The sequence below is a fragment of the Hydrogenophaga luteola genome, from assembly GCF_042648585.1.
GTDB lineage: Bacteria > Pseudomonadota > Gammaproteobacteria > Burkholderiales > Burkholderiaceae_C > Hydrogenophaga > Hydrogenophaga luteola.
Genome location: NZ_JBHRXX010000002.1, coordinates 805792 through 817958 on the forward strand (window position 1 = coordinate 805792; position 12167 = coordinate 817958).

Annotated in this window: 12 protein-coding genes; 7 read left to right on the forward strand and 5 right to left on the reverse strand. The window is 66.7% G+C overall.

All coding sequences use genetic code 11. From position 1 onward, the window contains the following. Positions 1–99: 99 nt before the first annotated feature. The 4 genes from dapA to ACFOPI_RS07650 form a co-directional block, all read right to left on the reverse strand. Entirely contained in the window at positions 100–984 is an 885-nt protein-coding gene (dapA, locus tag ACFOPI_RS07635) for a 4-hydroxy-tetrahydrodipicolinate synthase (protein ID WP_382172629.1), read from the reverse strand. A gap of 104 nt (positions 985–1088) precedes the next feature. After that, complete coding sequence (locus ACFOPI_RS07640) at positions 1089–1637, reverse strand: class I SAM-dependent methyltransferase (protein ID WP_382172630.1); 549 nt, start codon at positions 1635–1637, stop codon at positions 1089–1091. Further along, positions 1637–1765, reverse strand: a complete 129-nt coding sequence (locus ACFOPI_RS07645) for a hypothetical protein (protein ID WP_382172632.1) — start codon at positions 1763–1765, stop codon at positions 1637–1639. Before ACFOPI_RS07645 ends, ACFOPI_RS07640 begins: the two co-directional genes overlap by 1 nt. Next, positions 1762–3006, reverse strand: a complete 1245-nt coding sequence (locus ACFOPI_RS07650) for an MFS transporter (protein WP_382172634.1) — start codon at positions 3004–3006, stop codon at positions 1762–1764. Before ACFOPI_RS07650 ends, ACFOPI_RS07645 begins: the two co-directional genes overlap by 4 nt. Positions 3007–3172: 166 nt before the next feature. On the opposite strand from ACFOPI_RS07650, the gene ACFOPI_RS07655 reads away from it, so the two are divergent. The 7 genes from ACFOPI_RS07655 (at position 3173) to ACFOPI_RS07685 (ending at position 11699) form a co-directional block, all read left to right on the forward strand. Beyond that, a complete protein-coding gene (locus tag ACFOPI_RS07655) occupies positions 3173–5140 on the forward strand; it encodes a DNA topoisomerase IV subunit B (RefSeq protein ID WP_382172636.1) in 1968 nt (655 codons plus the stop codon). Further along, positions 5140–5889, forward strand: a complete 750-nt coding sequence (locus ACFOPI_RS07660; RefSeq protein WP_382172638.1) for a lytic transglycosylase domain-containing protein — start codon at positions 5140–5142, stop codon at positions 5887–5889. The genes ACFOPI_RS07655 and ACFOPI_RS07660 overlap by 1 nt, the downstream gene beginning before the upstream one ends. 55 nt (positions 5890–5944) lie before the next feature. Further along, a complete protein-coding gene (gene parC, locus ACFOPI_RS07665) occupies positions 5945–8284 on the forward strand; it encodes a DNA topoisomerase IV subunit A (protein WP_382172640.1) in 2340 nt (779 codons plus the stop codon). Beyond that, a complete protein-coding gene (locus ACFOPI_RS07670; RefSeq protein ID WP_382172642.1) occupies positions 8284–8472 on the forward strand; it encodes a hypothetical protein in 189 nt (62 codons plus the stop codon). The genes parC and ACFOPI_RS07670 overlap by 1 nt, the downstream gene beginning before the upstream one ends. A gap of 69 nt (positions 8473–8541) precedes the next feature. Beyond that, complete coding sequence (locus ACFOPI_RS07675; RefSeq protein WP_382172644.1) at positions 8542–9675, forward strand: MBL fold metallo-hydrolase; 1134 nt, start codon at positions 8542–8544, stop codon at positions 9673–9675. 7 nt (positions 9676–9682) lie between these two features. Continuing rightward, entirely contained in the window at positions 9683–10969 is a 1287-nt protein-coding gene (locus ACFOPI_RS07680; RefSeq protein WP_382172646.1) for an amino acid deaminase, read from the forward strand. Positions 10970–11156: 187 nt separating this feature from the next. Beyond that, the gene (locus ACFOPI_RS07685) at positions 11157–11699 is read left to right on the forward strand and encodes a phasin family protein (protein ID WP_382172647.1); all 543 of its coding nucleotides are present in this window, start codon (positions 11157–11159) and stop codon (positions 11697–11699) included. Positions 11700–11792: 93 nt separating this feature from the next. Here ACFOPI_RS07685 and ACFOPI_RS07690 read toward each other — a convergent pair whose 3' ends face one another. Next, positions 11793–12167, reverse strand: coding sequence for a DMT family transporter (locus tag ACFOPI_RS07690; RefSeq protein WP_382172649.1), 375 nt, complete (start codon positions 12165–12167; stop codon positions 11793–11795).

Here is a 12167-nt window from a genome sequence, read left to right on the forward strand (position 1 = left end):
GGAGCAGCAGGGTGGTGCGGGTGCGCGAAGACGGGGTGCGTGAGGTGATGGACATGGGCAGCTTGGGTGACATGTTTGGGGGCCTTGCGGCGGGCTTGATCAGATCAGGCCACTGTCTTTGAGTGCCGCCTCGACCACCGGTTCCAGGGGAGCGCTCATGGGTGTGAGCGGCAGCCGCATGGTGCCACCACACAGACCCATGCGCTCCATGGCCCACTTCAGGGGGATCGGGTTGGCTTCGACGAAGAGGTTCTTGTGCACGGGCATCAGGCGGCGCTGGATCTCCATCGCCTTACGAGCGTCACCGGCGATGGCAGCCACGCACAATTCGTGCATCAGTCGGGGTGCAATGTTGGCGGTCACGCTGACGTTGCCCTGGCCACCACACAGCATGAGGGCGACTGCGGTCGGGTCGTCGCCCGAGTAGATGGCAAAGCCCTCCGGTGCCTCGCGGATCAGCCACTGGGCACGCTCGATGTTGCCGGTGGCTTCCTTGATGCCGACGATGCCGGGCACACGCGCCAGGAGCAACGCAGTGTCGACGCTCATGTCGGCCACCGTGCGGCCAGGCACGTTGTACAAGATGATGGGCAGGTCGCCAGTGGCTTCGGCAATCGCCTTGAAGTGCTGGTACTGGCCTTCCTGCGTCGGCTTGTTGTAGTAGGGCACGACCTGCAGCTGGCAGTCGGCACCGACCTTCTTGGCGAACTTCGCCAGTTCGATGGCTTCAGCGGTGGAGTTGGCGCCGCAGCCGGCCATGATCGGTACCCGCTTGGCGGCCTGTTCTACTGAGACGCGGATGATTTCGCAGTGTTCTTCGACGCTGACCGTGGGCGACTCGCCCGTGGTGCCGACGACGCCGATGCAGTCGGTGCCTTCGGCGATGTGCCAGTCGATCAGCTTGCGCAGGGTGGGGTAGTCGACACTGCCGTCGGGGTGGAAGGGGGTGACGAGGGCAACGATGCTGCCGGTGATGGTCTTCATGTTCTCGGGCTCAAATCAGAGGCGCCAGCCTGTGCGCCGGACGCGTTGAGGAAATCGATCCGGCGGCTCGCGCGCGAATCGTGCATTCTACCCAGCGCAGTCACTCAGTCAGGGAGCAGGTGGCGCGCCGGGGCGGCTGCGTCGGACGGGCGTTTTCGCAGGGCCGCGATGCGCTGTACGAAGCGCTCCGGGTGGTCGCAGAAGCCGTTTTCATAGGCGACCACGTGCAGGCCGGCGCAGGCCTGCAGCAGCTCACCCGGCTGCAGCAGGAAGTCGGGCCGCGAGGGGCGTCCCACCGATTCGTTACCGGTTGCAAAGGTCTCGTAGATCAGCACGCCACCCTCGGCCACGCTGTCCACGATCACGGGCAGGAGCGCGCGCCAGAGGTAGTTGGTCACCACCACGGCGTCGAAGCGTTGTCCTTCGAAGGGCCAAGGGCCGTTCTCGATGTCTGCCTGCACCACCCACCCGGCGCCGGCCGCTGCTGCCACGGCGCTGGGGTCCCGGTCCACGCCGGTCACCGGATGACCGTGGCCGGCGAACCAGCGCAGATGCCGTCCCTGTCCGCAGGCCACGTCCAGTACGGTGCCGCCGACCGGCACCAGGTGCGACCAGCGTTGCACCCAGGAGGAGGGCGACTCCGTGCCGTGCATCAGAAACAGCTCCAGAGCTGGTCGGCCAGATTCACCAGGAAGTCGGGGCGGCGGTAGAGCATGAGCGTGCCCAGGAGGGCCAGGGCGACGGCGGCCCAGACCAGTGCCCGAGCGGCCAGCGGCTTCACGCAGCGGCCCCCATACGCTGCGGGCCGCGCTCGATGGCCGACTCGCGGACCGGCAAGTTCACCAGGGCCGCGAACACGCCCAGCGCGATGGCGATGTACCAGACGATGTCGTAGCTGCCGGTCCGGTCGTAGAGCACGCCACCCAGCCACACGCCCATGAAGCTGCCGATCTGGTGGCTGAAGAACACGAAGCCGCCCAGCATGGACATGTGGGCCACGCCGAAGATCTGGGCCAGCACCGCGTTGGTCGGCGGCACCGTCGAGAGCCAGAGCACGCCCATCACGGCGGAGAAGACATAGACGCTTATGGGCGTGAGCGGCGCCCAGAGGAAGATCACGATGGCGACCGAGCGCGCCAGATAGATGAACGCCAGGATGTGGCGCTTGGCCAGACGCTGTCCCAGCGCGCCGGCGGCGTAGGTGCCGATGACGTTGAACAGGCCGATGATGGCCAGCGCGTAGCTGGCCACCTGGGGCGAGAGGCCGTGGTCCTTGAGGTAGCTGGGCATGTGCACACCGATGAAGACCACCTGGAAGCCGCACACGAAATAGCCCGCCATCAGCAGCTGGAAGCTGCGGTAGCCGAAGGCCTCGCGCAGCGCTTGGCCGATGGTCTGTTCGCGCTTTGGCGCAGCGCCACCCGTGAAGCCCGGTTCGCGCAGGAACAGCGCCAGCGGCATGATCAGCAACACCGCGGCGCCGAGGACAAGCAAGGCCTGTTGCCAGCCGAAGCCCGAGATCAGCCAGCCTTCCACTGGCACCATCAGGAACTGGCCAAAGGAGCCGGCCGCCGCAGCCACGCCCATGGCCCAGGAGCGGCGCTCGGCCGGGATCTGGCGGCCGATGACGCCGTAGACCACGGCATAGGTGGTGCCGGCCTGGGCTGCGCCGATCAGCAGGCCAGCGGTCAGCATGAACACGAACGGGGTGGGTGAGAGTGCCATGCCGGCCAGGCCCAGCGCGTACAGCACCGCGCCCCCCAGCAGCACCCGGAACGCGCCGAAGCGGTCGGCCGCCATGCCGGCGAAGATGCCGAACAGGCCCCAGGCCAGGTTCTGGATGGCCAGCGCGAAGGAAAAACCTTCCCGGGTCCAGCCCATGTCCTGGGTGATCGGCTGCAGCCAGAGCCCGAAACCGTGGCGCACCCCCATGGAAAGGGTGACGATGGCGGCGCCGCAGATCAGCACCTGTGCGGCGGACAGGCGCGCCGGTGACATGGGTATGGGGGAAGCTGAGGACATCCCGGCACTGTAGCGAATCCGGCTTTGCCGAAGGCGTCGCAAGGTAGACGCTGGCCCGTGAAATTTCTCCCGCCGATTGATGCGTGCAAGGCATCGAAGGAAAAACCGGGTCTTTGATCTGTATTTGTATACAGGCTTTTGAAGGGCCGCACCTTACAATTTCCCGATGGCAACCCAATCGAACGAGTATTCCGAAGGCTCCATCCGCGTCCTCAAGGGTCTGGAGCCGGTCAAACAGCGGCCGGGCATGTACACCCGCACCGACAACCCGCTGCACATCATTCAAGAGGTGCTGGACAACGCGGCCGACGAGGCGCTGGCGGGCTTCGGCAAGAAGATCAAGGTCACGCTGCACACCGACGGTTCGGTGAGCGTGGAAGACGACGGCCGCGGCATTCCCTTCGGCCTGCACCCCGAAGAAAAGGCGCCCGTGGTCGAACTGGTGTTCACCCGCCTGCACGCCGGCGGCAAGTTTGACAAGGGCAAGGGCGGCGCCTACAGCTTCTCCGGCGGTCTGCACGGCGTGGGTGTGAGCGTGACCAACGCGCTGTCCACCCGGCTGGAGGTCACCTGTTTCCGCGACGGCCAGGTGGCGAAGCTGGCCTTTGGCGCCGGCGACGTGATCGAGCCGCTGGTGGTGACGCCAAAGGGCGAGGGCGACCGCAAGCAGGGCACCACGGTGCGCGCCTGGCCCGACGCCAAGTACTTCGATTCAGCCGTGCTGCCGCTTGGCGAGCTGACGCACCTGCTGCGCAGCAAGGCGGTGCTGATGCCCGGCGTGCAGGTCACGCTGGTGAACGAAAAGACCAAAGACACCCAGACCTGGCAGTACAAAGGCGGCCTGCGCGACTACCTGGCGCAGACGCTGACCACTGACCCGGTGATACCGCTGTTCGAGGGCGAAGGCTACGCCGATGCCAAGGACGACAGCTTCGCCGATGGCGAAGGGGCGGCCTGGGCCGTTGCTTTCACCGAAGACGGTGCGCCGGTGCGCGAGAGCTACGTCAACCTGATTCCCACCAGTGCCGGCGGCACGCACGACAGCGGCCTGCGCGACGGCCTGTTCCAGGCCGTCAAAGCCTTCATCGAGATGCACGCGCTGCTGCCCAAGGGCGTGAAGCTGCTGCCCGAGGATGTGTTCGCCCGCGCCAGTTACGTGCTCAGCGCCAAGGTGCTGGACCCGCAGTTCCAGGGCCAGGTGAAAGAGCGCCTGAACTCGCGCGACGCGGTGCGCCTGGTCGGCGGCTTCGTGCGCCCGGCGCTCGAACTCTGGCTCAACCAGCACGTGGACTACGGCAAGAAGCTGGCCGAACTCGCCATCAAGGCGGCGCAGAGCCGCCAGAAGGCCGGCCAGAAGGTCGAGAAGCGCAAGGGCTCGGGCGTGGCCGTGCTGCCGGGCAAGCTGACCGACTGCGAAAGCCGCGACATCGCGCACAACGAACTCTTCCTGGTCGAGGGCGACTCGGCCGGCGGCAGCGCCAAGATGGGCCGCGACAAGGAATGCCAGGCCGTGCTGCCGCTGCGCGGCAAGGTGCTCAACACCTGGGAGGTCGAGCGCGACCGCCTGTTTGCCAACACCGAAATCCACGACATCTCGGTCGCCATCGGCGTCGACCCGCATGGCCCGCTGGACACGCCCGACCTGAGCGGCCTGCGCTACGGCAAGGTCTGCATCCTTTCGGACGCCGACGTCGACGGCTCGCACATCCAGGTGCTGCTGCTCACCCTGTTCTTCCGCCACTTCCCCAAGCTCATCGAGGCCGGCCATGTGTACGTGGCGCGCCCGCCGCTGTTCCGGGTGGATGTGCCGGCGCGCGGCAAGAAGCCCGCTGCCAAGCAGTACGCGCTGGATGAGGGCGAGCTGCACGCCATCCTGGACAAGGCCGAGAAAGACGGCGTGAACCGCGAGAAGTGCCAGATCAGCCGCTTCAAGGGGCTGGGCGAGATGAACGCCGAGCAGCTCTGGGACACCACGCTCAACCCCGACACCCGCCGTCTGCTGCAGGTCACGCTGGGTGCGATGGACTTTGCCGCCACCGAGGCCCTGATCACACGACTGATGGGTAAAGGCGAAGCCGCCGCGCGCCGCGAACTCATGGAACTCCACGGTGACTCCGTGGAGGTGGATGTGTGATGCCCTGTCTGGCCCAGACCTTCGGCGGCGTCCTGCTGGCGGTGGCGCTGGCCGGGTCTGCGCACGCCGAAATCTGGGCCTACCGCGACAAGAACGGTGTCACGCATTACTCCGACCGCCCGCTCAACGCCCGCTACGAGCTGCTGTACCGCGGCTCCAGCATGGGCGGACCGATCGCCAGACCGGGCAGCGGTGGCAGCCGTCCCGCGCTTTCCTCGGCGTCGGCGGTCACCCGCATGGAGCTGTCTACCCGCTTCAAGGCGGTGCGCCACCTGATCCGCGAGGCGGCGAGCCAGCACGGCCTGGAGTTCGAGCTGCTGCAGGCGGTGATCGCCACCGAGTCGGGCTTCGATCCCGGCGCCGTCAGCCCCAAGGGCGCAGTGGGCCTCATGCAGGTGATTCCCGACACCGCGGAGCGCTTCGGTGTCCGCGCCACCGGGCGCCAGAGTGTCAGCGAGCGCCTGACCGACCCGCGCACCAATATCCAGGCCGGCTCGCGCTACCTGGCCTGGCTGATCAACTATTTCAACGGCGATGTGCGCCTGGCGGTGGCCGCGTACAACGCGGGCGAGGGCGCTGTGCTCAAGGCCGGGCGCCGCATCCCCAACTACCCCGAGACCATCAACTACGTGCGCAAGGTCACCGACCTGCACCACAGCCTCAAACCCCCGCGCACCGTCAGCGAGGCGCGGGCCGAGGTGATACCCGTGTCCGCACCCATGCCGCCACGCCCTCCCGGCCGCGGCTGACAACGTCGGCGCTGGCGTGCCTTGGCTGGCACCCGTTCTTCCAGTTTGTGACCCCATGACCCAAGACCTGATCATTCCCGAACCCGTGGCCGAACCCGGCGACGACAACCTGGCCGCCTACGCGCAACGCGCCTACCTCGAATACGCACTCTCGGTCGTCAAGGGCCGCGCCCTGCCCGATGTGTCCGACGGGCAGAAGCCGGTTCAGCGCCGCATCCTCTACGCCATGGACCGCATGGGTCTCGGTTTTTCGGGCAACACGGCGGCCAAGCCGGTCAAGAGCGCCCGCGTGGTGGGCGACGTGCTCGGCAAGTACCACCCGCACGGTGACAGCGCCGCCTACGACGCGCTGGTGCGCATGGCCCAGGACTTTTCCCAGCGCTACCCGCTGATCGACGGCCAGGGCAACTTCGGCAGCCGCGACGGCGACGGCGCCGCCGCCATGCGCTACACCGAAGCGCGGCTGGCCAAGATCACGGGCCTGCTGCTCGACGAGATCGACCAGGGCACGGTGGACTTCATCCCCACCTACGACGGCTCTTTCGAGGAACCCAGGCAGCTGCCCGCGCGCCTGCCCTTCAACCTGCTCAACGGCGCCAGCGGCATCGCCGTGGGCCTGGCCACCGAGATCCCCAGCCACAACCTGCGCGAAGTGGCCGACGCCTGCGTGGCCCTGGTCAAGAACCCCAGGCTCAGCGACGAGGAACTGCTGACCATCCTGCCCGGCCCGGACTACCCCGGTGGTGGCCAGATCATCAGCCCGGCGGGCGACATCGCCGACGCCTACCGCACCGGCCGCGGCAGCCTGAAGGTGCGTGCGCGCTGGAAGATCGAAGACCTGGCGCGCGGCCAGTGGCAGCTGGTGGTGAACGAGTTGCCGCCAGGCGTGAGCAGCCAGCGCGTGCTCGAAGAGATCGAGGAGATCACCAACCCCAAGGTCAAGGCCGGCAAGAAGGCGCTGACGCAGGAGCAGACGCAGCTCAAGGCCAGCATGCTGATGGTGCTGGACGCGGTGCGCGACGAGTCGAGCAAGGACGCGCCGGTGCGCCTGGTGTTCGAGCCCAAGAGCAGCCGCATCGAGCAGCAGGAACTGATCACCGCGCTGTTGGCCCACACCAGTCTGGAAAGCTCGGCGCCGATCAACCTGACCATGATCGGCCTGGACGGGCGCCCGACGCAGAAGAGCCTGCGCCAGATACTGGATGAGTGGATCGCCTTCCGCCAGACCACCATCACCCGCCGCAGCCAGCACAAGCTGCAGAAGGTGCTGGACCGCATCCACATCCTCGAAGGCCGGCAGCTGGTGCTGCTGAACATCGACGAGGTGATCCGCATCATCCGCCACAACGACGAGCCCAAGGCCGCGCTGATCGAGGCGTTCCGACTGTCCGAGCGACAGGCCGAGGACATCCTCGAAATCCGCCTGCGCCAGCTCGCGCGACTGGAGGCCATCAAGATCGAGCAGGAACTCAAGGAACTGCGTGAGGAGCAGGGCAAGCTCGAAGACATCCTGGCCAACCCGGCGAGCCTCAAGCGACTGATGGTCAAGGAGATCGAAGCGGACGCCAAGACCTTCGCCGACCCACGCCGCACGCTGATCCAGGCCGAGAAAAAGGCCGTCGCCGAAATCAAGGTGGTGGACGAGCCAGTCACGGTGGTCATCTCCAGCAAGGGCTGGGTGCGCGCCCGCACTGGCCACGGCCACGAGGCCGCCAGCTTCGCGTTCAAGGCCGGCGACGGCCTTTACGGCACTTTTGAATGCCGCACGGTGGACACGCTCATCGTCTTCGGCAGCAACGGCCGGGTGTACAGCGTGCCAGTGGCCAGCCTGCCCGGCGCACGGGGCGACGGCCAGCCCATCACCACGCTGATCGAGCTGGAGAGCGGCACGCAGCCGCTGCACTACTTCGCCGGCCCGGCCAACGCCACGCTGCTGCTCAGCGGCACCGGCGGATACGGTTTCCTGGCCACGGTCGAGAACCTCATCTCGCGCCAGAAGGCCGGCAAGTCCTTCATCAGCGTGGGCGAGGGCGAAACCATCTGCGCACCTTCGCACGCGGCCAACACCTCGGGTGGCCAGCCGCTGGTGGCGGCCACGCACGTGGCTTGCGCATCTACCGGAGGACGCATCCTCACTTTCGAAATTGCTGAACTCAAACTGATGGAGAAGGGCGGTCGCGGCCTGATGCTGATCGACCTGGAAGACAAGGACACGCTGGCCGGCGCCTGCGCCTACACGCGCAGCGTGAAGATCGAAGGCATCGGCCGCGGTGGCAAGGAGCGCGACGAGACGCTGGAGATCCGCAGCCTGAACAACGCCCGGGCCGCGCGCGGCCGCAAGGGCAAGGCCGCCGACCTGGGCTTCAAGCCCGGCCGCATCACCCGGGTGGAATGATGAGCACGGACGGTGTGGGCCTGTTCCTGATGCTGGCGAGCTTCGCGCTCACCTTCTTCTTTGCGCGCATGCTGGGCAAGCGCCTGAAGACCAAACGCGAGGCTGAGCGTGCGAAGCAGGCCGAGCGCGACCTGGCCAAGCAGAGTCGGCAGGTGCGGCGTGCGGCGGAGCGCAAGAAGAAGCCTTGAGGTCTCTGTCCTCTTCGGCTGCAAGGGGTGGCCTTCCATCGCCAGAATGGCGTTTCTTTGAAAGGATGGATGGCCATGAAGTCGATGGGCAAACGGGCTGCAGGTGTTCGGCTGGAGCGCATGCAGGCCTCGGCCCAGTGGCGTGGGCAGGGCTTCCACAACATCTACCCGATCGCGCCTGGGCTGCGCGACCCGAACGCTCCGTTTCCCAGTCTCAAGGACTTTCTTTGCGGCGGTGAGCGTCGGGTGCCGACCGCGCCACTGCCGGCGACCGATCCGCGCGAGGGCTGGCGACGGGTACCGCAGAGTGGCCTGCGCGCCACCTGGTTGGGGCATTCGACGGTGCTGATCGAGATCGGCGGGAGGCGCCTGCTGACCGACCCGGTCTGGGGCGCGCGCGCGTCGCCGTCCACCCTGGTCGGTCCCAAGCGTTTTCAGCCCGTGCCGCTGAAGGTCAAGGAGCTGCCGGAGGTGGATGCGGCTCTTGTCTCGCATGACCACTACGACCACCTCGACTACCCCACGGTGCGCGAACTCAACAAACGCGGCGTGCCTTTTGTCACCTCGCTGGGTGTGGGCGCGCACCTGCAGGCCTGGGGTGTGCCGGCTGAGCGCATCACCGAGCTGGACTGGTGGGAAACGCACCGCCTGCCGGGCAGCGAAGTCACAGTCACGGCGGCGCCCTCGCAGCACTTCTCGGGCCGGGGTCTCAAAGACCGCAACGCCACGCTCTGGTCCTCGCTGGTGATCCGGTCCGACAGGCACCGCGTGTTTTTCAGTGGCGACACTGGTTTGACCGACTCCTACACCGAGATCCGCGAACGCCTGGGGCCTTTCGATCTGGTGATGCTAGAGATCGGCGCCTTCCACCCGGCTTGGGGCGACATCCACCTGGGGCCCGAGAACGCCATGAAGGCGCACCAGCTGCTGGGTGGCGGCGTGCTGCTGCCGGTGCACTGGGGCACCTTCAGTCTGGCCATGCACGCCTGGGACCAGCCGGCGGAGGTGTTGCATGCGCTGGCCGACAAGCGCGCTGTGCCACTGCTGATGCCCCAGCTGGGCATGGCGGTGGAGCCCGCCCATGTGGACCGCACCGATCCGTGGTGGCGGCGCGTCGAGACCAAAGCCGGTCCGGCGCCAATGGTCGAGCCCGACCAGGCACCCAAAAACCTGCCCGAAGCCCTGCAGTGGCCACTGGACTGAACCACCCATGACAACTTCCGACGCCGTCTTCGGCCCCCACCTCAAAGGCTTCCCCACGGGCGGAGCACCGCTCACGCGGGCACAGATTTCGGACCAGGGCTGGAACCTGTTGCGTGGTGACCTGGCGCTGCCGCTCGCCGTGCTCAAACAGTCGGCGCTGGAGCACAACCTGCACTGGATGCGTGACTTCTGCGCGCAGCGTGGCCTGCACCTGGCACCGCATGGCAAGACCAGCATGTCGCCCGAACTGTGGCAGATGCAGCTGGACGCCGGGGCCTGGGGCATCAGCTTTGCGACGGTGTTCCAGGCGTCCGTCGGCGCACGCCACGGTGTGCCGGTGCTGCTGATCGCCAACCAGGTGATCCAGCGCGCCGAGCTGGACGCGCTCGCACTGCTGCACGCCGAGCGACCGGACCTGCGTTCGATGTTCCTGGTCGACTCGGTCGGGCAGGTGGATGCCATAGAGGCCTGGGCTGCCGACCGGGCGTTCCGCGGTTGCTTCGAAGTGCTGCTGGAACTGGGCATTGTCGGTCAACGCACCGGCACCCGCACGGCCGAGGAGGCGCGACAGACCGCCCTGCGCATCGCCGACAGCCCGGTGTTGCGGCTCGCGGGCATCGAGTGCTATGAGGGCACGACCGCCTATTGCGACCACACCAAGGACCGCGCGACGGTGCAGAGCCTGATGGACCGGGTGGAAGCGATCGCGGGCGAGGCCGTCGCTCGGGACTGGTTCGCACACGAGGAAGTCATCCTCACCGCGGGTGGTTCGGCTATTTTCGACCTGGTGGCCGAGCGCCTGCTGCCAGACCTGGGTCGTCCGGTGCGGGGTGTGCTGCGGTCGGGGTGCTATCTCACGCACGACCACCAGCGTTACACGCGCTACCTGTGCTGCGTGGGCGAACGCCTCAGCCTGAAGGAAACCCTCAGGCCCGCGCTGGAGGTGATGGCCTCTGTGCAGAGTCAGCCCGAGCCGGGTCTGGCGCTGCTGTCCATGGGCAAGCGCGATGTGGCCTACGACCTGGATCTGCCCTTGCCCGTCTGGCGCGTGCATCCGCAGAGGCAGGGCAGTGCGCCGCGATCTGTTCCGACCCACTGGCGCATCGACGCGCTGAACGACCAGCACGCCTATCTGCGCTTCGATGCCTCCGCTCCCGCAGACGAGCGACCCTGCCTGGGCGAGACAGTGGGCAGCGGCATATCCCACCCCTGCACCACCTTCGACAAATGGCGCTGGCTGCCGGTGGTGGACGACGCCTACAGTGTCGTGGACGCAGTCACCACCTGGTTCTGACGGCTCACCCCCCATCGGCGCGCCGCCGGTTTTTGGCACGCGCCTCTATTTTTGCTGCGGCGCAGCAAAAATGGCTTGCCAATCCAGGGTTTCCCCTTAGAATCGCGCTATGCTGCACTGCAACATTCGTCAAGGCGATGGATGTTTTCCCGGCGGCTGTTTCAACCCTCCATCTCAAGGAACCGACATGAACAACGCTGCAGAACAGATCATCTCCGCCAACAAAGCCAACCTGGAAGCCCTCGAAAGCGCCACCACCAAGGCCTTCGCCGGCGTGGAAAAGCTGGTTGAACTCAACCTCGCCGCTTCCAAGGCCGCTCTGGGCGAGTCTTTCGGCTACGCCCAAGCCGTGCTGTCCGTGAAGAGCCCCCAGGAATTCGTGACCGTGCAGACCGGCTTCTTCCAGCCCCTGGCCGAAAAGTCTGCAGCCTACTTCCAGCACGTGCAGAGCATCGCCACCGAAGGCAGCGCCGAGTTCGTCAAGCAGTTTGAAGCCAATCTGGCAGAAGCCCAGAAGGCTGTTGGCGCCTCGGTGGACCAGCTGGTCAAGAACGCCCCGGCTGGTTCTGAAGCCGCCGTGGCCGCTTTCCAGAGCGCCCTGAGCAACGGCCAGAAGGCGGTTGAACAGACCCAGGCCGCAATCAAAAAGGCCACGACCCAGGCACAGGCCAACTTCGCCGCCGCTTCCAAGCAGGCCACCGACCTGGCCAAGAAGGCCGCCAAGGTCTGAACGGACCCAGATCGGGACGGCCTTGGGCCGCGGTCATGAAACAGAAAGAGGCTCCCTGGTGAGCCTCTTTTTCATGGCGCCTGCAGGTGGGGCTCAGGTTCTCGCGAGCACCACAATGCCGGCAGCGATCAGCAAGGTGCCCGCCATGCGCATGGGGGTGACGGCTTCACCCAGGAAGGCCCAGGCCAGCACCATGGTCACCACAAACCCCAGGCCGACAAATGGATAGGCCAGGCTCACATCGACTCTGGACAGGACCAGGAGCCAGACCAGGGCCGCACCCGCATACAGACCCAGCCCCACAACCACCCACGGATGGAACAGCACAGTCACCAGGGCTGGCAGGCGAACGCCGCCGTCCAGCGCACGAGTCACCTCGGGAGCGCTCATGCCACTTTTGAGGACGATTTGCGCCAGGGAGGTCATGGCCACGTTGGCCACGATGAGCAGCAGCGTTGAACGGTTCAC